The organism is Protofrankia sp. BMG5.30 (assembly GCF_001983005.1).
In the GTDB taxonomy this organism is placed as follows: domain Bacteria; phylum Actinomycetota; class Actinomycetes; order Frankiales; family Frankiaceae; genus Protofrankia; species Protofrankia coriariae.
The window spans coordinates 1-22,307 of sequence record NZ_MOME01000053.1 but is presented as its reverse complement, the minus strand read 5'-3'; the positions used below and the strand labels follow the sequence as shown (position 1 = coordinate 22,307).

The window sequence follows — 22,307 nt, the reverse complement described above, 5'->3', positions numbered from 1 at the left end:
CGATCATCCAATCACCCTTTACCGACAGAGCACGTGATCTGGTGGAGATGCGGCCGCGTCCCCGGCTCCCGGCCGCGAGCACCGACCGATGACCACAAGCCGCAGGAGCCCCCACGAGCCGCATTCCGCGCTCGCGGCCGCATCTGCGCAGGAACCCGACCCACCTGGCATGACTACGCAGACGCGGACATTATTAGGCTATCAAGTACATATCTACGGTTTTTTTCGCTTCTTCGATCAGTACCTTCGATGCAGGCAGGCTCCCGGTCTCCATGCACCGCCCCGCCCCGAGCGACGGCACGATCATCGGTAGGGTCACTCAGCGGAACGTCACCCAGCGGAACGTCACCAGCGGCCCGCCCCGAGCGAGCGTGGCAGCGGCGTCCTCGGACCGGCGGTCCGCCGGCCGCAACGCCCTGTCGGATTCCAGAACCCCGCTTCAGGCGTTGACCTGCGCGTCTGCCCGCGGGACGGAGCCTGCGGGCCGAATGGCCGAATGGCCGAATGGCCGAATGGCCATGATGCGCCCTGCGCCCTGCGCCCTGCGCCCTGACAGGCAACGCTCTCGGGCCGATCGATACCGCTCCGCGTGCACGGGCCACTTCGAAGAAGACGGAGCCCCTCGTCCTGCGGCGGCACATGGCGGTGCCGCGACGTCAGGTCCACCGTCCGGCCCTGAAACCGGCGGACCGGATGATCCTTACGGCGTTGCCCCGGCCGTTACCCCGGACTCACCGAGGCCAGCCGGCCCGTCGCCGGCGGTCGCGGCTGCTGCCGTGGTTGCCGCAACAGCCGTGGTCGCCGTGGCTGTGGCGTCGGCGGGGGTGTCCGGCGCCGGGACGGGACGGGCGGTCGGGAGGTGTTCTGTCTCCCGGCTGTGGCCGGTGGCGATGGCTCCGCGCGGACCGATCACCAGGTAGACGGCGAGCGCTCCGGCGGCGAGGAACACCGCACCGGCCAGACTCGCGACGTTGAAGCCGTGCACGGTCGCCACCCGGACCAGTTCGCCGGTCGTGCCAGTGCTCACACCGGCCGCACCGCCCACCCCGGCCGTCCCCGCTCCGTGGGAGCCCAGGTAGTCCGCGGTCGCGGTCCCGGCGATGGTGCCGAGCAGAGCCAGRCCCAGGGACGCGCCGATCTGCTGGGAGGTCATCACGGCGGCACCGGCCACCCCGGCGTCCCGGCCGGCGTCGAGTGTGGCGATGCTGTTCGCCGGGATCATCACCCAGCCTATCCCGAACCCGACGAGCGCCAGCACGGGCAGTGCACCCGACCAGTAGGAGCTGTCCGCACGCAGCAGACCGAGCACCGCCAGCCCGGCGGCGATCGAGAGCAGCCCCGGGGTGAGCATCACGCGGATCGGCGCCCGGGTGATCAGCCGGTCGACCACCCGCACCCCGATCATGATTGCGATCGTGAACGGCAGGAAGGCGAGCCCGGCGTGCGCTGGCGAGTACCCGAGGACCGCCTGCAGGTAGTAGGTCAGGAAGAAGAACACCGCGAAGACACCGATGCCCAGGCAGAGCACCGCGAGGTAGGCGCCACCGCGGCCGCGGTGCGCGACGACCCGCAGCGGCAGCAGCGGCCGCGCGACCCGCGCCTCCACGACGACGAACGCGGTGAGCAGCGTCACCCCGGCGGCGAGCGAGGCCAGTGTGACGCCGGTGCCCCAGCCGTACGTCTCGGCCCGGGAGAATCCGAAGACCAGACCCATCAGGCCGACGGTGGCGAGCCCGGCGCCCACCATGTCGAGCCGTCCGCCCGCGCCGCCGGCCGGGCTGGCCGGGGCACCGGCGCCACGGCTGGCCGGGACCGAGCCCAGGATCCCGACAGCGGCGACGATGGCGATCGGCACGCTCACGTAGAGGCTGTAGCGCCAGCCCAGGTAGTCGGTGATCAGACCGCCGAAGAGCAGCCCGACACCGGAGCTCGATCCCATCACGGTCCCGAAGATCCCGAACGCGCGGGCCCGTTCCGCCGGTGTGGTGAACGTCGTCCCGATCAGCGCCAGCACCGCGGGTGTGAACAGCGCGCCGAAGACGCCCTGCAGGCCACGCGCGGCCAGCAGCATGGCCGCGTTCGTCGCGGCGCCGCCGAGCGCCGACGCGGCGGCGAACCCGGCGAGGCCGACGAGCAGGCTGCGGCGGCGGCCGAGCAGCTCGCAGACCCGGCCGCCGAGCAGCAGGAAGCCGCCGTAGCCGAGCGCGAACATGGTCATGACCCACTGCCGGCTCGGGTCGGACATGTGCAGCGTGCGCTGCGCGGACGGCAGCGCGATGTTCATGATGGTGAAGTCCGCGGCGATTATCAGCTGGCCGCTGGCGACCGCCGCCAGTGCCCGCCAGCGGCGCGGGTCAGGGGCGGACCCCTCCCCGCCCGCGTCCGTCGTGCCCTCAGGAGTCATCGTCGTCACCCTCGATCCGCTCGGTCCCTGTGTGAGCTGGGCGTCTCCAGAAAAGTTGGCTTTACCAACGTTGGATCGACCAACAATAACAAAATTCGTGGGTTCCACCAACGAAATTGCTAGGCTGATGGCATGCAACCGCCGCTGGACGCCTGCTCCGATCCGACGCGCGGGCTCGGCCTGTCCGCCGTCGAACCGGGTTGGCCGTCCAACGAGGCGCCGCCGACCCTGTTGCGCACCGCGCCCAGCTGGCTGATCAACAAGACCGCCCTGTACTCGCACCGCATCATCGGCGAGGCGTTCGCCGCTATCGGCGCGCGCCGTTTTCACGTCGGCCTGCTGGCCTCGCTGGTGGAGTTCGGCCCATCCAGCCAGGCGAGCCTGGGCCGGCGCTGCGGCTTCGACCGCAGCGACGTCGCCGAGATGATCAACGAGCTGGCCGAGGCCGGGCACGTCGAGCGCACCCAGGACCCATCCGACCGTCGTCGCAACATCATCCAAATCACCGACGCCGGGCGCATCCATCTCGAGCGGCTAACCGCCACACTCGATGCGGCCCAGCAGGAGCTGGTGGCACCGCTGTCGGCGGACGAACGCGCCGATCTCGCGCGCCTGCTCGGCCGGGTCCTCGACTACCAGGTGGGCCGCCACCCGCTCTGAGCACACCCGCACCGCGTCGAGCACGGCCTTCTACCTCAGCCCGGCCTCACTCTCCGCGCTCGCGGCGCACAGAACCGTTCGATCTCGATGGAGGGCCTCGAGATCCCCATCCGTCCGGTCGCCGCGCGGGCACTGACCAGGGATGACGTCCAGTGAGCGTCGGGACGAGCGCCCCGACACCGACTTCGAACATACGTTCCGCAAACCTGGCAGCTGTGGCGCCCACGAACCGGACGACGACGATCACGGGGATCGTGGCCGGCTCGACGTTCACGCCGCGTCACTGGTTCCCTGTGCGCCCTTCCGCGTCAACGGSCCGGTGCCCATGCGGCTGGCGAGCCGTGACCGTGGGCGAGGTTTTGTGGAGCCAGCCGGTCGCACCCGACCCCGCACCCAACTGTGCCCTCGCAGTTCGACGGCGCCATGGATACGTCTCGAGCGGCCCGCTGATCGGACCGGGGAACCGCGTGACCGTCGGTGCCAGCGTGCAACGGGGGCATCCGGCCCGGAGTCGGCAGGTCTGGTCGTAGTCCCGGCGGCACCCTCGCGCTCGTTCTACGCTTCGTAGAAGACAGCTGGGGGTGCGGCGATGACCATGGACGTGCTGGTGGCCGGATTCGGCCCGGTGGGCGCCGTGCTCACCGCACTGCTTGGCGAGCGGGGCGTGTCGGTACTGGTGGTGGATTCATCCGTGTCCCCCTATCCCCGCCCCCGAGCCGCGGGTCTGGACGAGGAGGTGTTGCGGCTGCTCGTGCGTCTGCCTGGGATGGCCGGCCTGCTCGACGAGGTCCGGCCCTCGACACGGGCGACGTTCGTCGGGCCGGACAGGCGCCTGCTGCTTGCGGCCGGCCAGGGGCCGGCGGAACTCGGCGTGCCCGTCGGCGCATTCGTGCACCAGCCGTCGCTGGAGCGTGCCCTGCGGGCGGGCATCGCCGACATGGCGTCGGTTGGCGTCCGCCTCGGGGTGGGGGTGAGCGGGCTGCGTGAGGGCCCCGAGGCGGTGCAGGTGGACCTCGACGACGGCAGCGTGGTCCAGGCACGCTGGGTGATCGGCTGTGACGGCGCGGCCAGCACCGTGCGCTCGCTGATCGGCGCCAGCTACGAGGGCACCACCTTCGCCCAGCCCTGGCTCGTCGTCGATGTTCGCTCGGCCAAGYCACTGCCCGTGCCACCCGACATCGCCTTCGTTCTGGACCCGCGCCGRCCGAGGGTGACCATGCCGATGCCTGGCGGGCATCGCTGGGAGTGGATGTTGCTCCCCGGCGAGGACCCCGAACAGATGACACAGCCGGAGACCGTMGCGGGGCTACTGGCGCCCTGGATCGACCCCGACTCGGTCGTGGTCGAACGCCGGGCGGTGTATACCTTCCATGCCCGGATGGCCGGCTCGTGGCGAGTGGGCCGGGTGCTGCTCGCCGGGGACGCTGCGCACACCATGCCGCCATTCGCCGGGCAGGGGCTCGCGTCGGGTATCCGGGACGCCGCCGCGCTGGCCTGGCGACTGACCGAAGTCGTCGGCGGACTGTGCGGGCACCAGGTGCTCGACGACTACGAGCGGGAGCGTCGGCCCCAGGTAGCCGCGATCACCGCTCGGGCCATCCGCGCCGGTCGGATCGTTCAGACCACCAGCCCTACCCGGGCAGCGTTGCTGAGGGTGGCGCTGCGCGCTATCGCCCACACCCCCGGCCTGAGCCAGGCGCTGCGCTCCGGCGCCGCGCGGCCTCGAACCCGCCTGCCTCGGGCCGCTCGCCCACAGCGGGGCGGTGGCCGCTGGGCCGGTCGGGTCCTGTCGAACCCGACGGTGCGCACCCCCGACGGGGGGATCGGCCGCCTCGACGACCTACTCGGCCCGTCGTGGGCTCTTCTCGGACTTGGYGTCGACCCCGCCGGTGACCTGCCCCCGGCTGTCCAGGCATGGGCGGACAGCCGGGGCGCCACCCTCCTGACGATCATCCACCCTGGCCAGGCAGGTCACATCCTCTCCTCCTGCCCGCTTGTCGAAGATCTCGACGGCACGGTGCTGCGGATGGTGAGCCGACACAACCGCCAGAGCTTCGCCGTTGTCCGGCCAGACCGCTACCTGCTCGGCGTGTTCCCGACGCCGCGCCTGCCAGACGCACTGACCAGCCCCACCAACCCTTGATTCCGCTACCGACGGGGTATTCTCAAACATCTTCTTTACGTTCGGGCGCTATCGTGACTACCGGCTGATGATCACTCCGTTATGCCGTATACGCTGCACGCGCTCGGTGACCGCAGGAGAGGACATGCCGGCCTGGCGGGCCAGCTCGGACATCACATGATCTGCGGACCGGCGTGCGGCTCGGCCAGCAGTCGGGCGTTCACCTTGTCGATCGGCCGTCGCTTTGATGGCCAGTCACTCAGATCGTCTGAAATCCCCAAGGTATTGCCCGGCGACTCCTTCAATAGGCCGTGGAAAACACGTCGCTGGGCCTCAACTCTGCTTACCCACCCCACGCGGCGTCCGCCGGCGTTGTAGTGGCCGTGCTGGCGGCCCGGTATCCGGCCGAGCGTCCATCGGCCTACCCGGCCGGGCCGCCAGCCGGCCGCCTGACGTCCTGTCCGACGTCCCGGTCGGCGTCTCAGTCGACCTTGAGGACAGCACGGCGGCGTCGGATGCGCCCGTCGAGGTAGCCTGCGGCCAGCTCGCCGACCGCGTGCCAGCTGGCGCGTGGGTGGTCGGCCGGGGTGAGCTGGCCGGCCGCGACGAGTCCGACCAGCTCGCGTAGGTCGTGGCCGAGCGGCCAGCGGCCCCAGTAGCCCTGAACCCGTCTGCGTGCCGGGTTCGCGAGGGCGTCCGGCGCGAGGACCGTCGGCTCACCGGAGATCGCGCCGACGGCGATCGCCACCCCACCCTCGCCGAGCAGCGACACGGCGCCGGCGAGGAGAGCACCGCCGACGATGTCGATCACGAGATCGACCGGCCCGGCTACGTCCACCAGGTCGGTGACGACGGACGCCGCACCAACTCGGCGTAGCGCGGCCGCGTCGGCGGGGTCCCGCAGGAGAGCGGTGACCCGTGCACCCGCAAGGGCGGCGAGCTGGACCGCGTACCAGCCGACGCCGCCGGAGGCCCCGGTGACCAGGACGTGCTGGTCCGGTCGAGGGGCACCCTCCCGGAGCGCCTGCAACGCGGAGACGCCGGGCAGGGCCAGCGGGGCGGCGGTCGCCGCGTCGACGGAGTCGGGTAGCGGCGCGACGTCGGCGACGTCGGTGACGACCAGCTCGGACCAGGCTCCCGGCGCCGGCAGCAGCGTGACGACGCGTGTCCCGGGGGCCGGTGCGGGGGTGGAGGTGGGAGCGGCCGGATCGAGCTCCGCGCTCACGACCGTCCCGGCCGCGTCGAAGCCCCACACCCCGCCGGCGCCGACCATCCGTGGCGCGTACTCGAGGTCGCGGTCGACGAGAGAGACCGCCTCGACCTGGATCAAGACCTGACCGGGGCCGACGGTGGGCTCCGGGCGCTGCTCGATACGCAGCCCGGCCGGCACGGCCGGGTCGACGACGAGTGATCTCATAGCGTCATCTCCGGCCTGTGGTGGGCCTTTCTGGGCTGAACAGTCATCCCGGCTCACTTCCCATATGGTTCTGTGTATTGAACTAATAGGTATATCATTGCGGTCTGCACCATAACATGGAGTCATGGGTGATGATCCCGGCGAACAGCATCGCCACACTCGACATGATCGGTCCGCGCGGAGCCATCCCCACCGGCCACAGCCGGGAGACAGAACACCTCCCGACCGCCCGTCCCGTCCCGGCGCCGGACACCCCCGCCGACGCCACAGCCACGGCAAACACGGCGACCACGGCTGTTGCGGCAACCACGGCAGCGAGCACACCGACGGGGAYGGTGAGCCACTCGAGYCACGGCTCATGATCGAACCAGCCGGCGGCCAACACCGCGGCCGCGGGCACAGCGGTCAGCGCAGGCCCTCCCGCGGAACGGATGCGGAGCCCTGGCGCCCCCTTCGAGGTGGGAATTCAGGACAATGATCTGACTGGTACAGACCGCACGGCCTCCAGCGTCAACGCAACCCGGGGAAAGGGGCGGCATGGGGCCAAGTAGGCAGTTCGCCCTGCAGCTGGGGCCTGTCCATCCTGCCGCCCGTGAGATCGCGCTGAAGATGGACCTCGACGCCAATGCCGCCTTCATCACCGAGCAGATCATGGAGATCGTCATCCCGGACCGCGCAGACGACGAGGGCTTTCGAAAGCTCATGGCGCGCAACGCATATGACAACCTCAACGCGATGTGGCGCATCATCGCCGGGCTCGACGAACTGGAGGTGACCCCGCCGCGGGGGGCGATCGCCTTCAACGACAAAGCTGCCGAGGTCGGCGTCCCCCTGGGTCAGTTCGAACGGATCTACCGCGTCGGGGTGGGGCTTGTCTGGACTCTCTGGTTCCGTGCCGCCAAGGCATACGCCCAGGAATCCGGCACCGACACCGGCATCGAGGAACTGCTTGCCGGCCCTTCTATGATCATCCATGCTTACATCGACGGGCAGATCTCCACGCTGCTCGAGCGTTTCGAGACTGCCCAGRCCGAGCATCAACGCACCCGCGAGCAGTTGCGGCTCAGCATTCTGCGGCAGGCTCTGGATGGACCACCGGCGCTCACGGGGCCCGCAGTCGAGCGGGCTCTCGGCATTGTCCTGGATGCGGAGCACGTCTCCGTCGCTCTGCGCACGGAGTCCTTCAACGCCGAGAGCCCGCTGGCCCGCGAGCTGTGTGGCGCAACCGGCAGTAAGCGGGTCCTCCACTACCGGTATGACGCTGGCCTCTGGGTCCTGTGGCTCTCGCATCCGGACGGGTTCGACGACGCTCGTCTCGCAGCTCTGGAGAGAGTCCTGACCGGGTCCGGGCTGCGGTGCGCCGTGGGTGATCCAGCCTGGGGAGCCTCTGGGTTGACGTCGTCCTCGGGGGAGGCTCTGGTGGCCATTGATCTGCAGGCCAGGCTGGGTGAGGCGGCTGCGAGCGTGGTCGCGTTTCGCGATCTGCGCCTTGAGTCCCTCCTGCTCGCCGAGCCGGTCAAGGCCAGGCACTTCATCCGTGCCGAGCTCCGCGACCTCGATGCCGGCGGTGCTCGTCGCGCGCAGTTACGCGAGACCGCACAGGTCTGGCTGGAGAGTGGCTCGAACGTCAGCACCGCACAGATCCTCGGCGTCCACGAGCACACCGTGCGTAATCGCATCACGACGATCCAGAAACTGATCGGCCGGCCGTTGACGTCTCGTCGTACCGAACTCCTCGTGGCTCTTCGGTTGAGGCGCCTTCTTGGTGTCAGCTCCTGAGCAGGTGGATCGTGACCAGGGTCGCGGGTACCCCGACGACCCAGYCCGTAAAAGCGATCTTGAGCAGGACGGGAGCGCCGCGCAGATCCATGAAGTGCCGGCCGACGAGGTGTACCTTGGCGAAGGCCACGATGATCACGCCGACGGTCGCGAGCCRGCGTACGTCGTGGTCGTGCCCGTGCTGGGTGCCAATGGCCCATGAGGCCAGGGTCGCGGCCATCAGCGTGCCCCACACGGCGGTGAGGCGGTCCCAGCGAGCCGACATCGACGTCACCCCATGAGGTAGAGAAGAGCGAAGAGGACGATCCAGAGCAGGTCCACCATGTGCCAGTAGCTCGCTCCGTTCTCCAGGTTGCGGACGTGGCGGACGGTGAGCTCGGGCCGGCCGGCGAGGCCACGCATGTAGATCAGCGCGCAGACGCCGATGGCCAGGTGCGTGAGGTGGATGGCCGTGTACATGTAGAAGTACATGTAGAAGTGGTTGGTCGAGATCCYGTGCCCGGCCTGGGCCTGGTCGGCGTATTCGACGACCTTGTCCACGGCGAAGGCGAGGCCCGTGACGATGGCGCCCGCCAGCCAGCGACGCGCGACGCGTGACCGCCCGTCCTTCACCGCGTTCAGCCCACGGACCACGAACAGCGACCCTGTCAGCAGAAGCAGGGTGTTCAGCGTCCCCAGGGTGATGTTGAGCGTGTCCCGCGACGCCTCGAAGAKGTCCGGGTGGTCGTCGCGCTCGTAGACGAAGACCGTGAAGAACAGCCCGAAGACCGCCATGTCCCCGAGAATGAAGATCCAGATGCCCACCTCCCCGGGGAGGCGGACAGCTGGATCCTGGTCGGCCGCCCTCAGCCGAGCCAGGATGTCCGTGACCGCCACTCCGCCGGCGCCTTAGCCGGCGTTGGTCAGAGGCGCGACAGGGAGATCTCGACTGCGGACGGCGACCTCGTCGTCCGGATTCGGACCTGCGGGTGCGTCAGGGTCGTGGAAGGTGTGGAACCGGCCGCCCTGGACGTTCCTGATTGTCAGGTACGACGTCACGATGATCCACACGAAGAAGACGCTCATGACCATCCACAGCGTGAGCAGGCCGTTGTAGGCGAAGACGCCTTCCTTGAGGAACGTCAGCCCGGTGGCGGCGGAGAAGAGGAACGCCGTCCAGAAGCAGACGTAGGCCGACCAGCGGGGGTAGACGGTGTTGCCCGACCCGAGGATTGCCATACCCATGGCGATGGCCCACACGCTGAACGGCTCCCAGGCCCAGAGGAAGAAGTGCCAGCCCAGGTCGACGGCGTAGCGCGAGAACTCGGGCGAGAGCTGACCGGGACGGTAGGCGCCGGCGGCCCAGACGACGCAGCCTGCGCACGCGAGGGCCGAGCCCACACCGATACTGGCGATCTGGATGTAGGAGAGGACACCGAACCTGCCCTCCGAGCCACGCAGCTGGGCGGCCACGACCGTGCCCCAGGCGGGCATGATCGACATCCCGATCAACATGAACGTCAGGCCGACCCGGATACGTCCGGATCCGTGAATCATGATCGACTGTGCGTGTGCGGCGCTGGCGGTGGGGGAGATCTCCGGGGGGATGAACCGGGCGAGCCCGAGCGCCCCGATGCTGAAGATGACGCAGATGGCGGGGCCGCACCACGCGGCGATGATCTGAGCTCGACGGTTCACAGGACCCTCACTTCGTCGTGGCGCGGTCGCTCGCGCAGAGCAAAGCATGAGGCCCGTTACGTGACATCAGGGGACTCCGGTCGCCGCACGGGTTGTGTCACCGTACAAACGCTTCTTTCGAGTGGCCGCGCCCTCGCACCGCAGCTGTCAGGTTCTGGCAACGACGTCCGTGCTCTTTGACACAAACAATGAGATCACAGGTCGCTGTCGAGAAGAAACAAGACGGCGACGGATCGCCTTTGGTGAGTCGTCCAAGGAGCGAATGCCCGCGCTCCACGTCAGCCGTTGACGGCTGCCTATGATCCGTCCCCTGGCATGCTGCCGCGTTCACCGATCCAGGAGGAATGAACATGAACCGTTTACAGGGCAATGTCGCCATCGTCACCGGCGGCACCATGGGGATCGGCCGTGCCTGCGCGCTGCGCTGCGCTCAGGAAGGAGCCGCGGTCGCCGTCGCCGACATCAGTGACGACGACCGGACGGTCAAGGAGATCCGGGCCGACGGCGGCCAGGCCAGGCACATCGTCATGGACGTCAGCAGGCGCGATGACTGGCAGAACCTCGTTGCCACGACGATCGCCGAGTTCGGCAAGGTCGATCTGCTCGCCAACGTCGCGGGCGTGGTCAACACCCTGACCCCCGACAACGTCATCGACCTCACCGACGAGGCCTGGGACCGGGTGATGAACGTCGACCTGCGCGGCGTCTGGCTGGGGATGCAGGCCGTGCTCCCGCACATGATCTCGATCGGCGGCGGACGCATCGTCAACATGGCCTCTGAGGCAGCGCTGAAGGGCTGTGACGACCTGGCGGTCTACTCCGCGGCCAAGGGCGGCGTCCTGGCGCTGACCCGGCAGGCCGCGCTGACCTATGCCAGGGAGAACATCACGATCAACGCCATCTGCCCGGGCACAATCGACACCCCGATCCTCCAGATCGTCGGTCCGGACATCCGCAACGCCTGCGCCCAGTCACACATGATCAAGCGCCTCGGTCGGCCCGAGGAGATCGCCGGGATGCTCGCCTTCYTGTTCTCGGCGGACGGTGCCTTCTGCACCGGCATGGACTACGCCGTCGATGGCGGCTGGTCGGTCAACGGCCGAAACATCTGACGGCACTGTGCCATCCGAACGCCATTCATCGCGCTGACCAGAACCGGAGTTCACCCATGACCACGACCACGACCACGACCACGACCACGACCACGACTGGTTACGCCAACGTCGTTCCGCCCGCGTGGCGTCCCGATCCCAGTGATGAGCGGTTACACCAGCCGACCGGAGACTCCGACTGGCCCTGGAAGGACACCTGGTTCTTCTCGATGCGCGACGAGGCGAGCAACCAGATGCTCAACATGCACATCACCATCAGCGCCAACCGGAACCCGCCCACCCGGGTGAGCGTCACCGTGGCCGACGGCGTGCACGCGGTTACCCACGTGCGGCGCGACGAGGGTCACAACAGCCACGACCACGTTGGCAACAGCCTGGCGAGCCTGGACCTCGTGCACCTGTCGGGCGACAGCGATCACGAACTGCTCTGGCACGGTGACCTGCCCGAGGTCAGCTTCGAGATCACGGTCAGGGGCAAGCACTTCGCGTCGTACTGGGACGAGATGTTCCCGGCCTACTACGCGGTGGGCAAGGACGGCCAGAAGTACTCCCACTACGAGCAGGTCGTGACCGGCACCGGCTGGATCCAGTGGAAGGGCCGCGACAAGGTCCCCTTCGACGGCATCGGCTGGCGCGACCGCGGCTGGGGCCGGCGCAAGACGGAGAAGATGTTCAACACCGGCTTCGATCTCCTCGCTGGTGTRCTACCCGACGACAGTGTGTTCTCGCTGATCGCGTTGCGCAGCCACGAGGTCGCCCAGGAGGCCCCGATGCCGATCGCCGGCTGGCGCTCCGACGCCACCACGCTGGCGCCGGCCACGGGCGGGCTGTACTGGAAGGACGCGATGGCCTGGCCGGCCAGGCTGCGGCTCGACTTCCTCGACGGATATCACCTGGACGCGACCCTTGTACGCCTCTCCCCAAGCATGCAGATGGCGTGGCACGATGCCGAGCCCGAGCCGGAGGGCTCCGGGCTCGCGCACGCCGTCCGTGACCACTACGCCGTCTTCTCCGACGCCGAGGGCAGGCCGTTCACGCTGTTCACCCAGCACGGCTACATCCACAAGGTGGACGTCTTCCGCGGCGGCGAGTTCAAGTACGTCCTGCCGCGCGCGGAGGCATGATGACCACCGGCTTCGTCCCGGACGGCCTGCTGCACAGCGTCTCCCGCGAGGACCAGTTCTGGGGCACCGCCAACCTCGGTGAGGCCATGCCCGGCGTGCTGACGCCCCTCGGCTGGTCCATCTGGGGACCGGGCACCGAGCTCGCCGTGCGCAACGCCTTCGTCGCCATGGGCTCGCTGCCGCCGAAGCTCGCGGTGATCCCCCATGACACCAGCGAGCGCTTCATCTCCATCTTCTACGGCCGGGTCGCCGGGCGTATCAACTTCCTCTGCGAGATGGGTGACCGCCTACCCGGCTCGAGCGCGGAGATCATCGCCGGGCAGATGCTGGGCGAGGTGCCTCCGGAGATCACGTCCAGGCGCGACCTCTCCCGGCTACCGGCGATTGCCCACCGCCTGCCCGTCCAGATGATGACCATCAGGAAGACCGTCGTGGCGGGCACCGCATCCACCTTCGGCTGGTGGACCGACCGGYTGCGCACCGTGGACACCCTCGACCTGACCGGGGCTCAGCGGATGCTGGGCGAGGCCTACGACAAGTTCGTGGCGATGGTGTCGTTGCAGGCCAGAGGGTTCTTCATCGGCGTCCAGGGCATCTACGACCAGCTCCTGTCACTCATCTTCGCGTCGGACCTCCCCGCGGACTCCGCGAACGCGATCATGGCCGGGCAGGGCTCGCACGCGGAGACTGAGATCATCGTCGACCTCTGGGATCTCGGGCGCGGGCGCATCACCCTGGAGACGTTCCTGACCAGGCACGGCTATCACGGGCCCTTGGAGGGCGAGGTCTCCGGTCGCRTGTGGCGTGAGGACCCGACACCGGTGATCCGCATGGCCGCGCAGTACGCCGACCGGCCGGAGAGTGAGAACCCGACGGCCACAGCCGAGCGCCGGATGGCAGAAAGGCTCGAGGCCGAGACCCTTCTTCTGTCGAAGCTGCCGGCCCACAAGCGCCCGGGTGCCAAGCTCGTGCTCAGGCTTGCCGTATCGCGAATCCCCCTGCGCGGCATCGGCAAGGCCGCCTTCCTGCAGTCCCTGGACGTCGCCCGGGCCTCGGCCCGTCGTATGGGTGTGCTCCTGACCGACGCCGGGGTCCTCAGCGATCCCGAGGACGTCTTCATGTTCACCAGGGAGGAGCTCGGCGCCGGCCTCGGATCCGATGCCAAGCAGATCGCGGCAACCCGGCAGGAACTGCGTGCCGAACTGCAGACCCTCGACATCCCGTCGTCGTGGAAGGGCAACCCGACACCCTTCGCCGTCGGTCGACCCGCCGAGGATGACGCCACCGTCACGGGCATCGGTGCCAGTGGCGGCACTGTCGAAGGGGTGGTGCGGGTGGTGCACGACCCTGCCTTCACCGACGTCGAGCCCGACGAGATCATCGTCTGCGCGACCACCGACCCGAGCTGGGCATCCGTACTCTTCCTCTCCGCCGCGCTGGTCGTGGACATCGGCGGCAAGCTCAGCCACGCCGCCGTGGTGGCCCGCGAGGTCGGCATTCCCTGCGTCATCAACACGCTCAACGGCACCAGGGTCCTCGCCACCGGCGACCGCGTCCGCGTGGACGGCAACGCCGGGACCGTGGAGATCCTGAGCCGAGCGCGCCCGATCTCGTGAACGGAGCAGATGCCCCTCAAAGCCGTCGTCTTCGATGTCGGTGGGGTTCTTCGCACCATCCGGTCGACGAATTCGGCAAGGTCGACGCCGAGTACGACATCCCGGACGGGACGGTCTGCGCCGCGCCCGGGGTGCACAGGGAACTGCTTCGTGCGCGCCGGCCACCGCGGCGGCGGTCCGGACGGCGACTGGAGAGGGCGCCCCGCCATCACGATCAGTAGGCACATCCAGTAACGATTTACCCCAAGCCACTACGCAGCGCAGCAATCAAGAGCCGGAGATTCGTCTCCGCAGTMCTCCGCACATGATTCGTATCTCTGTGCAAGAATCGCAGGGCGGCACACGGGAGCTCTACGGACCTGGAAAGCGGCGTATGGAGCCCGTTCCACGAAGCTGGGAGAAAGGAGCGTCACTGCCCATGGGAACTATCACCACCACCGGCAGATGGCAGCGCGTCAGCGTGGACGACCTGCAGGGCCTCACGATTCAGAACACCGATGACAACCGGAGCGAGATCAGGTGGGGCGAGCCCGTCGGAGGTGGAGGCCAGAGCGGCTATGACTTCGAGGGCTACACCGCCGATGYGGTCCTCGACGGYACCGACTTTCTGCTGGGCAAGTACACCCATCACAACCAGGTGATAACCCTGAACCGCTGGCAGTTCTGGGTTTTCCTGGAGGTCGATGTCCACTTCGACGACGACGACATCGATCACACCTTTGTCGTCCGCTTCCGCCACGACGAGACACCCAACCAGGGAGATCACCCGAACGACAGAGTCAAGCTCCCGACGATCCACGAGAACGACTCCCTATACGTCAACGGCTCCGAGTACAAGGTGACGATCACCGGCTTCTGGCGGCGCCGGGTGAAGACGACCTTCTTCGACATCGCCGAGGGCGGCTCCGCCAGTGCCGAGATCTTCGCCAAGCTCGAACTGGTGGAGGCGCCGACGTCCTGAACCCGCCCCAGCGGCGACGGCGGGCCTGAACTCTTCGGTGACGCCATCGAGGACAAAGGGGCGGACCGCGCAAAGCAGCCGAAGTCCGAATCACAGTGTCGCCTTCTTCCGCCGGGGCGACTCACCGCCGCCGTCCTGGCTTGACGGAGCGAGTCGGGAATGCTCTTCCAGGAGTTCTCCACCACGATCGCGAGCATGAGCGAGTCTGGATCCGGATAGGAAGGCGAGGGCATGTCAGCCGAAGTGGCTTCGTCCTCGACCGGGACGGCCGCCGCGGCGTCAACGAGCGACTGAAGTTCGTGTTCGGGGAACTCCCTGCGCCGCGTCGGCGTGGGCGATCCGAGTCGCAGTGCGGCATCGCGCTCGATCTCCTTGAGGAGTTCGTTGGCCTCCTCGGCACTCATGTCGAGGTCCGCCGCTTCCGCCATCCTGCTCAACGTTGCAGCTGCTCTGGAGATCCGTCTTGCCATTGGGAAGTTGGCTCCGTCCTTCCCGATCGTCAACCGTGTGACGATTCCGGCTGGGTTTCTGGCGATCTGAGTCCCGGACGGCGGCACGCAGCGCGGTGAAGGTGCCGGGTGCGCTCGGGGACGGTCGCGGTGAGGTCGTCCATCCTGGCGGTCCAGGCTGACGCCGCTCTGAACCTCGCGCTCGCCCACGCCCTCACGTCGTCGCTGTGGCCGGCCGCGGCGACGGCGAGCAGGCAGCACGACGTGGCTGCTGTTGCCGGCCTCTACCCGGACGAGATACCCCGACCACGGCGCGTCATCGGCGAATCCGACAGGCTGAAGACATGATCAGCAGCGTACTGTGGGGAGGCGGACTCGTTGCGTGCCTTCCGGACCGTTGACGACGCCGCCGCCGTCGCGGCTGGCATGGTCCCCGCCGACTCCCGTCTCCAGGACGTCTGGCGGCACGCCGTCGTCCAGCTGCTCGACGACTACACCAGCGTGCTGCGCCACCAGGGCCTTGAAGCGGCGCAGGCAATGTAGACCGACCGTCCACGGCCGTCCGGCGACCGGCGAGTGGACGCCGCTCTCGCCGCGCTCGGGGAGCACCTCGCCCGTCGTGACGGCTGGCCTGCCCCCCCAGCGGGTGCGCGACCCCGCACTCGAAGCGGTGCCCTGGTGGTTCGTCACCGCGCTGAAGGGCCTGCATCCCAGGGCGCTGGTCGAGTCCCCGCTGTCGTTCCGCAAGCGCGGCGTCTTCATCACCAGCGGCGCGCTCCAGCGGGCGTGACATGAACGACCCGGGTCTCAGCCGCGAGTCGATCAGCTGTTCGCGTCCCGCGTCGAAGCCGATGCCGAGGACATCGCGTTCCTCTACCGCACGCTCGGCTACATCACCGTCGACGAAGGCCTCGACCTCGTCCAGTCGGTCTATAGCGGCCGYCCGATTGACGCGAAGGTCCAGTTCCTCCTCGAAGAGGTCGTCGACTCTCTCCGCGGCCGCAGCAACCGCGCGGGCCACTGCTGAGGATTCTGTCTGGCCTGATCGCAGGACGACTTCGGCCGGCCGGCCGGGCATGAAGGAGACCTCGCGCGCTGCCTTCCCTTCTACGAACTCGCTGTCGCCAGTGCCGGTCGAACCATCTGGTCCGAGGAAGGCCCGGTCGCTCGACGCCCGCGGACGACCGGGCGTTCCTCAGCGACACAGCCCCCCGTCTTCACTTCAACGGCGTTGAGGTCTGCGACAGACTGGACGCGGCCGTCAAACCATTTGCGAGGACCGCCATGCGACTCAGCCAGGAGCGTGTGCTCRCCGCCGACCAGGACTCGAACCCACGACCGACGGATTATGAGATGACGTGCGCTTCGTCCGTCTATGTTCGCTGACGTTCGTCGACGCAGGTCACGGGCCTGACCTCGTCCGTGGATATACGCCGACGTCCGCAGTCATCGGCCGGCTTGGCTGCCAAGGTGGCTGCCACTTCTGCTCCTCGGCTAACGGCGTCGGCGAGGCTCGCAGTGGCTCGGCGCCGGCAGGAGACAGGGGCCTGCTCGCCTGAAGGGATCTTCTCCCTGGTGAGAGTAACTCAGCGTCAATCAAGCTAGATCCGTATGGGGTGTGCCAGCGGTCGCGAGCTTGGCTGGACCACTGCGACGTGGGGTGTCTTGGCTGGGCGACCCGGGACCGCGTATCGTTTAGTCCACAAAACATCTCCAGGGGGGTAATCGTTGGTGTTTGTCAAGGTTTTTCGATGCCGTGCGCCGATTTCAGAAAGCCGCGGTTCTTATAGGTGGTTTCAGCGATGACGTTGACACCGACCCTTCCGAAGGGTGCAAACATCGCAGTACCTAGCACCCGCCTGAGAGCTGCTATTTCCTGGGAAGGCGGTCAATCTATCGACGTCTGCGCATTGCTATTGACACAGCTGGGAAAGGTAAGGTCGGACGCGGATTTCGTGTTCTATAACCAGCCTATGCATTTCTCTGGCAGCGTTCGTCTTGGCACCGTCGCGAGCCYGGTTGCAACTCTTGATGTGTCTCTTCCAGACTTGGAGGAGGAGATAACCAGGGTAGTCTTAGCGGGATCCGTGGACGAGGGGACTTTCGATGATCTCTCGCATCTTCGCATAGCGCTGACTGACGATACCGGCAGACCGCTTACCGAATTCCGAATGAATGATCGGGCCGGAATCACCTGCCTCGTATTTGGTGAGCTTTACCGCCGAGCTGACCAGTGGAAGTTCCGTGCGATCGGGCAAGGTTGGAATACTGGCCTCGCCGGTCTCGCAACGGACTACGGAATCTCCGTCGAGGAGGACAGTCCTCAACCCGCCGAGGTGGTTTCTACTCCACAGGCCCGTCGAGCCGACTGGTATCCCGATGGTAACGACTTTTCAATCTTGCGGTGGTGGAACGGAGCGGCGTGGACTGAAGAGTCCACGCCAGGGTATTCCGAGACCTCCACAAAGTGCGGAAGGTGCGGCGGACGCAAAAAGAAGAAGCTACTTTCATCGGACCCCCCAACTTGYACTCCCTGCGAGGATACGGCAAGATTCGTACTTGCGAACTGGCGTATAAAGGTTGAGGAGGCTCTGCGCGACCAGGAACCTTCGGGGCAGCGATGGGAGGCGCTCTGGGCTGAGTTGCGCTACCATCGAATCGCCGAGTCAAAAGGGCAGGATATCTTCCGCACTCTCGCGTTTGCTCATCTAGAACGAATAGTTGCCTTCGCTTTCGCCGACGGCATAATTGAGCCGGCAGAGATTGCCGGATTCGAAGATGCCGCACGACAACTGCAACTCTCTGGGAGGGCTGTCGACTTAATGCGCGCACGTCTGCAACGCGGGTTGGTGCTGACACGTCTCCGAGAAGGCGAACTACCGAGATTACAGTCCGAAACACTTCACCTAGAAATAGGTGAAATCGTTCACTTGGATACTTATGCAATCCACGTCCGACAGCTGGCAAGCGGTCCCAAGCATACTCGTGGACGCCTCGTTGCTACGAATCGGAAACTTCGCTTCGTAAGTGAGAGCGGCGGAACTGARCTTGCCTGGACAAAAATTATGGAAGTTGCCTTCCAACGCGGAAGCCTTGTAGTTTCCACGACAGCTTCCAGGGGTGGCGGTACCTATCACGTGGAGGATGCTGAATACGCAGCAGAAGTTCTGTCAACTACGTTGAAAATCGCGAAACGGCTAGTGATCGCACCGGGGAGACGGGACTCACGGGCGATTCCCCCCGCCATAAAGGCTGAGGTGTGGCAGCGAGACGGTGGGGTCTGCGTCCAATGTGGCGCCAGCGAGTATCTTGAGTTTGATCATATTATCCCGCATAGTCGTGGTGGAGCAACCAGCGTGGGCAACCTGCAACTCCTATGCCGTCGGTGCAACCTCGAAAAAGGTGCTCGAATTTAAGCCCGCCCGGCGGTTGTTGAGAACGGCAGCAAGCGTGAGGACCTTGCATACCGACGAACCACCCGATTACAAAGGACCGCCCCGGCCACGCATGTCCGCCGGYTGTGCCGGTGCGGGTAGGGAGCTAGTGCCGCATCAGGCTATGTTCGCCCTCTCGACGAGCCGGCGTAGCTGCTTGTCCTGAGCGTGGCGGTTCCGCCAGCCGAGGTAGCGGCGGATCATCGATGCCTGGGCGCGGTGGTTGCGGTGGTCGGTGCCGTCGATGGCGAAGTAGCGCAGGGCGGTGAACTGGGCCTCGATCCTGTTMAGCCACGAGCTGTTCGTCGGGGTGTAGGCGATCTCGACGTTGTTCGCTGCCGCCCATGCCCCGACCCGCCCATCGACCCTCGTGGTCAGGTGCGGGCTGTAGTTGTCGCAGATGATCGCGATCCGTACGTCGGGTGGGTAGAGGCCGCGCAGGTAGCGGCAGAAGGTCAGGAACACGGTCCGGTTCTTCGTGGTCTTCACATGCCCGTACATCCAGTCCCGGCCCAGGTCGTAGGCGGCCATCAGATGCCGCACCCCCTGCGTGCGGGTGTAGGTGGCGCGCCACCGGCGCCGCGGGTCCCGCTTCGGGTCGGTCTTCGCACCCCCGCCCCGGCCCACATCCGCCCGGGGCGGGGCTGGAGGTTGAGCGGGCCGAACTCGTCGACGCAGAACACGACCGTCGGCTCACCGGGCTCGGGGGTGACCTGACCGTCGACGATCGCGTACAGGTGTTCGACGCGGGCCTTCTTCGGTTCGTACTCCGGATCCGAGCTGGCCTTCCGGGTCTTCAGGCGTTGAAAGGACACGCCATCCTCGCGGAGCAGGACCCGCAGGCCCTCGTGGCTGATGTCGTCGACCACCCCCTCGGCGACCAGGAACTCCGCCAGCTTCGACAGGCTCCAGGTCGAGAACGGCAGCTGATGCTCAGACGGCCTCGACTTCGCGATCTTCTTGATCTCCTGGCGTTCCGGCAGGGTGAACTTCCTGGGTCGGCCGCCTGCGTACTTCGAGTAGAGGGAGTCGAACCCGTCGGTGTTGAAGTTGTGGATCACGTCGCGGACCCGGTCCTCGGACGTGAACATCACCTCGGCGATCTTCTTGGGGGTCATGGCCTGCGCGGAGAGCAGGATCATCTGCGCCCGCCGCCAGGTCACTACCGACCCCGAGGACCGTCRCACGATCCGCAGCAGCCTCTGTCCCTCGTCCGGATCGATCTCCCGGACCCGTACCCGTTCCGCCACACAACGGATCATCAGCCGGACCGCCGGGTCAGGACGGGACCCGCCCCGGCGCGTCCTCACAACGGGCGAACCTTCGCGGATGCGRCACTAAGAAACGGAGCACCCTACGGCACCGAGTAAGCCCCTACCCTCCTCCGGAGTGCTCATGGGCGAGGGCCTCCTCGCTGATGTTTCCGGCTTGCTGCGAACCAGGACCAGCATGCGGCGGCGCACAGGTCGCGACCCGTGACCGGCTGCAGGCCGAAGAAACCGTCGTCTTGTCGCACACCGGTAGACATCGGACATCCGGCGTCTTTGGGGCGTGCAGCCCGCGTCGCCGAACGGCTGCCAGTCAGACCTCGGCGAGAGAGTAGACCTTCAGGTCCACCTCAACCTGCCTCATCTCATCTTGGCGGGTAGGACGCAGCCACGCAGACCTGGCCACGCGCAAAGGTCAGCCGGACAGGATCCGCTACGCCCGATCCCAACGGCTCGCGGCGACCGCGCAGTGTAATACGCCGTGTTACGATGCGGGAATGGCGAACATCCGGTTCACGATCTCGACGGCCTCAGATGTCCAGGCCGCGATCAGAAGGCACGCGGAGGCGGCAGGCATGGACGTGTCCGCATACATGATCGCGGCTGCCGCCGCGCAGATGGCGCGCGACGACGCCGCCACCGCGGCCTTCGCGGCACTGGACGCACGCAACCAGGCTGCCCTCGAGCAGGCCGCCGACCTCCCCGAGGCGGACCTGCCGTCATTCGACACCCTGACCACGGAAGAACAGGCCCTCGTCCACCGGGTCCTGGCCAGCGCACTCGGATCGGACGCCGCGAGCGTCGCGTGACCGCCCGCACCGTCGTCTACGACGCCGGGATGCTCGTGGCGCTCCTGCGCGACGACCCAGCGGCACGGCTGCTCCACCACGGCCTACGCGCCGCACCGCACCGGCCGGTCATCATCGGCCCGGTCCTCGCCCAGGCCTGGCGACCGGACTCGAAAACGGTGCACGCTTTCAGCCAGTACCTCAAGGACTGCACCGTGCCGCAGACTCGGGACAGCACCCCACCCCTACGCGGCGCGGCCAGCGTCCCCGCCGGCTGCGTCGCCTGCGCGCGGACCTTCACCCTTGACTCGTACAAACGGGCAGGCGCCATGCTCGCCGCGGCCAAACTTCCCACGAAGAAACGGCCCGACGTCATCGACGCCCTGGTCGTCATCACCGCCGCACTTCACGGCCCCGCCCAGATTCTCACCAGCGACCCCGACGACATCACCGCCTACGCCGCCACCCTCGACCGCGCCGACATCGCCGTCGAGCCCATCTGAGCCGTCCCCACCCARTCGCTTCGCGTCCTCAGCCACATAGGCGAGTCTCCGCAAGCAGGACGACGATCCACGGTCAGCGCTCGAGATCTTCCGCCGCATGGCTCCCGGCAATACCGCCCCTGTGGGACGTCAACTCGTCGAGGATGCCCTGTACCTGTTCTGCCAGGCGTGGGACGTCGATGCTCGCGGCCGCCCACAGAATGTCGAGGTCAACCGCGAAGTAGTCATGCACCACACGGTGACGCATACCGACGATCTGCCGCCACGGCACCTGCCGCTACCGGCTGGTGAGCTCCGACGACAGCCGGGACGATGCCTCGCCGATCACCTGTACGAGATGAGTGAGCACGATCTGCACGTCCTCGTCGGTGTCGTACCGCTCCCGGCCGCGCCGCACCCGAACCGCGATCTTCTCCGCCGCGTCCAGGATGTCCGCCAGCCGCTCCTCGTCCCGCCGCACAGACAGCCGTTCAGACCGGCACAGCCTCGGCGAGCACCCGGTCACGGATACGCAGTTTCAGCCCGCCCTCGGTCGCGACCTGCGTGAACACACCCAGCAGGTCCTCCACCGCGAGCGCGAAAGCCGCCATGTCGAAGTATCCGTGACCAGCCCCGACATCGATCAGCAGATCCAGATCACTGGACCCCRTGGCCTCACCACGAGCCACCGACCCGAACAGCCGCACATTCCGAACCCCGAACCGACGCCCGACAGCAAGAATCTCCTCACGATGCACACGCACCTCATCCAACGTCGCCGGAGACCGCTCCCCCGCTTGCGGGCATCCCTCCYGGCTCAGACGTCACTTACCTCCTGCCCGGACGGTCCGCCGGCAAACCGGGCAATACCGCTTTCGTGAACAGCGGTATTAAGCTTCACTGCCCATAGGAAATCAAACTGGGAGTGTCTCGTGATCAGTGTTTCCGGCGGATTTGATCAGTAGGTCTCAGCGGACGGCCAGCGGTCACTAAACGTGATTGCCATCGCGTCGA

At 67.2% G+C, this 22,307-nt stretch carries 21 protein-coding genes and 1 pseudogene; 13 read left to right on the top strand and 9 right to left on the bottom strand.

Going from position 1 to position 22,307, the window contains the following annotated elements; genetic code table 11:
- Positions 1-700: 700 nt before the first annotated feature.
- Complete coding sequence (locus tag BL254_RS22275) at positions 701-2,404, bottom strand: MFS transporter (protein WP_076844965.1); 1,704 nt, start codon at positions 2,402-2,404, stop codon at positions 701-703.
- Between the two features lie 132 nt (positions 2,405-2,536).
- Here BL254_RS22275 and BL254_RS22270 point away from each other — a divergent pair, with 132 nt between their 5' ends.
- Both BL254_RS22270 and BL254_RS22265 read left to right on the top strand, forming a co-directional pair.
- The gene (locus BL254_RS22270) at positions 2,537-3,064 is read left to right on the top strand and encodes a MarR family winged helix-turn-helix transcriptional regulator (RefSeq protein WP_083731309.1); all 528 of its coding nucleotides are present in this window, start codon (positions 2,537-2,539) and stop codon (positions 3,062-3,064) included.
- Between the two features lie 589 nt (positions 3,065-3,653).
- Positions 3,654-5,207 carry a bifunctional 3-(3-hydroxy-phenyl)propionate/3-hydroxycinnamic acid hydroxylase gene (locus BL254_RS22265; protein WP_076844963.1) on the top strand — a complete coding sequence of 518 codons (1,554 nt, stop codon included), beginning with the start codon at positions 3,654-3,656 and terminating at the stop codon, positions 5,205-5,207.
- A 460-nt stretch (positions 5,208-5,667) separates the two neighbouring features.
- Here BL254_RS22265 and BL254_RS22260 read toward each other — a convergent pair whose 3' ends face one another.
- On the bottom strand, positions 5,668-6,603 hold the full coding sequence (locus BL254_RS22260; protein ID WP_047224662.1) for a zinc-binding dehydrogenase: 936 nt from the start codon (positions 6,601-6,603) through the stop codon (positions 5,668-5,670).
- A 609-nt stretch (positions 6,604-7,212) separates the two neighbouring features.
- Between BL254_RS22260 and BL254_RS22250 the strand changes: the two genes are divergently transcribed.
- Positions 7,213-8,382 (top strand): CdaR family transcriptional regulator, encoded by a 1,170-nt coding sequence (locus BL254_RS22250; protein WP_175648446.1) that lies wholly within the window; start codon positions 7,213-7,215, stop codon positions 8,380-8,382.
- Here BL254_RS22250 and BL254_RS22245 read toward each other — a convergent pair.
- Genes BL254_RS22245 through BL254_RS22235 form a run of 3 tightly spaced genes read right to left on the bottom strand, consistent with a single transcriptional unit; the run spans position 8,372 to position 10,059 of the window.
- Positions 8,372-8,647 carry a cytochrome C oxidase subunit IV family protein gene (locus BL254_RS22245; RefSeq protein WP_076844980.1) on the bottom strand — a complete coding sequence of 92 codons (276 nt, stop codon included), beginning with the start codon at positions 8,645-8,647 and terminating at the stop codon, positions 8,372-8,374. The two genes, BL254_RS22250 and BL254_RS22245, sit on opposite strands and share 11 nt — an antisense overlap.
- A gap of 5 nt (positions 8,648-8,652) precedes the next feature.
- Positions 8,653-9,258 (bottom strand): cytochrome c oxidase subunit 3, encoded by a 606-nt coding sequence (locus BL254_RS22240; protein ID WP_083731307.1) that lies wholly within the window; start codon positions 9,256-9,258, stop codon positions 8,653-8,655.
- Positions 9,259-9,270: 12 nt separating this feature from the next.
- Positions 9,271-10,059, bottom strand: coding sequence for a hypothetical protein (locus BL254_RS22235; RefSeq protein ID WP_047224665.1), 789 nt, complete (start codon positions 10,057-10,059; stop codon positions 9,271-9,273).
- Positions 10,060-10,409: 350 nt separating this feature from the next.
- On the opposite strand from BL254_RS22235, the gene BL254_RS22230 reads away from it, so the two are divergent.
- From BL254_RS22230 to BL254_RS22195, 8 genes are all read left to right on the top strand, one after another.
- Entirely contained in the window at positions 10,410-11,171 is a 762-nt protein-coding gene (locus BL254_RS22230; protein WP_047224678.1) for an SDR family NAD(P)-dependent oxidoreductase, read from the top strand.
- A gap of 56 nt (positions 11,172-11,227) precedes the next feature.
- Entirely contained in the window at positions 11,228-12,295 is a 1,068-nt protein-coding gene (locus BL254_RS22225; protein WP_076844957.1) for a hypothetical protein, read from the top strand.
- Complete coding sequence (locus BL254_RS22220; protein ID WP_083731305.1) at positions 12,295-13,911, top strand: PEP-utilizing enzyme; 1,617 nt, start codon at positions 12,295-12,297, stop codon at positions 13,909-13,911. Before BL254_RS22225 ends, BL254_RS22220 begins: the two co-directional genes overlap by 1 nt.
- A gap of 418 nt (positions 13,912-14,329) precedes the next feature.
- Positions 14,330-14,872 carry a choice-of-anchor K domain-containing protein gene (locus BL254_RS22215; protein WP_076844955.1) on the top strand — a complete coding sequence of 181 codons (543 nt, stop codon included), beginning with the start codon at positions 14,330-14,332 and terminating at the stop codon, positions 14,870-14,872.
- Between the two features lie 599 nt (positions 14,873-15,471).
- Positions 15,472-15,669, top strand: coding sequence for a hypothetical protein (locus tag BL254_RS22210; RefSeq protein ID WP_139342452.1), 198 nt, complete (start codon positions 15,472-15,474; stop codon positions 15,667-15,669).
- A 30-nt stretch (positions 15,670-15,699) separates the two neighbouring features.
- The gene (locus BL254_RS28785; protein WP_235433768.1) at positions 15,700-15,864 is read left to right on the top strand and encodes a hypothetical protein; all 165 of its coding nucleotides are present in this window, start codon (positions 15,700-15,702) and stop codon (positions 15,862-15,864) included.
- A 76-nt stretch (positions 15,865-15,940) separates the two neighbouring features.
- On the top strand, positions 15,941-16,111 hold the full coding sequence (locus BL254_RS28780) for a hypothetical protein (RefSeq protein WP_235433769.1): 171 nt from the start codon (positions 15,941-15,943) through the stop codon (positions 16,109-16,111).
- Positions 16,112-17,123: 1,012 nt separating this feature from the next.
- Positions 17,124-18,737, top strand: a complete 1,614-nt coding sequence (locus tag BL254_RS22195) for a TerD family protein (protein ID WP_076844952.1) — start codon at positions 17,124-17,126, stop codon at positions 18,735-18,737.
- A gap of 135 nt (positions 18,738-18,872) precedes the next feature.
- On the opposite strand, the pseudogene BL254_RS29660 reads toward BL254_RS22195, so the two are convergent.
- A pseudogene (locus tag BL254_RS29660) lies at positions 18,873-20,005 on the bottom strand (IS630 family transposase).
- A gap of 593 nt (positions 20,006-20,598) precedes the next feature.
- On the opposite strand from BL254_RS29660, the gene BL254_RS22185 reads away from it, so the two are divergent.
- Positions 20,599-20,832, top strand: coding sequence for a hypothetical protein (locus BL254_RS22185; protein WP_047224680.1), 234 nt, complete (start codon positions 20,599-20,601; stop codon positions 20,830-20,832).
- Complete coding sequence (locus BL254_RS22180) at positions 20,829-21,314, top strand: hypothetical protein (RefSeq protein WP_047224670.1); 486 nt, start codon at positions 20,829-20,831, stop codon at positions 21,312-21,314. The genes BL254_RS22185 and BL254_RS22180 overlap by 4 nt, the downstream gene beginning before the upstream one ends.
- Before the next feature lie 73 nt (positions 21,315-21,387).
- Here the strand turns inward: BL254_RS22180 and BL254_RS25440 are convergent, their stop codons facing one another.
- Genes BL254_RS25440 through BL254_RS22170 form a run of 3 tightly spaced genes read right to left on the bottom strand, consistent with a single transcriptional unit; the run spans position 21,388 to position 22,051 of the window.
- The gene (locus BL254_RS25440; protein ID WP_256386272.1) at positions 21,388-21,585 is read right to left on the bottom strand and encodes a DUF86 domain-containing protein; all 198 of its coding nucleotides are present in this window, start codon (positions 21,583-21,585) and stop codon (positions 21,388-21,390) included.
- A 6-nt stretch (positions 21,586-21,591) separates the two neighbouring features.
- On the bottom strand, positions 21,592-21,774 hold the full coding sequence (locus BL254_RS25435; protein ID WP_052914883.1) for a hypothetical protein: 183 nt from the start codon (positions 21,772-21,774) through the stop codon (positions 21,592-21,594).
- A 10-nt stretch (positions 21,775-21,784) separates the two neighbouring features.
- Entirely contained in the window at positions 21,785-22,051 is a 267-nt protein-coding gene (locus tag BL254_RS22170) for a nucleotidyltransferase family protein (protein ID WP_254858409.1), read from the bottom strand.
- Positions 22,052-22,307: the final 256 nt, after the last annotated feature.

Coding starts and splice junctions, on each gene's coding strand:
- BL254_RS22270 (WP_083731309.1), top strand. CDS start 2,537: ATGCAACCGCCGCTGGACGCCTGCTCCGATCCGACGCGCGGGCTCGGC.
- BL254_RS22260 (WP_047224662.1), bottom strand. CDS start 6,603: ATGAGATCACTCGTCGTCGACCCGGCCGTGCCGGCCGGGCTGCGTATC.
- BL254_RS22185 (WP_047224680.1), top strand. CDS start 20,599: ATGGACGTGTCCGCATACATGATCGCGGCTGCCGCCGCGCAGATGGCG.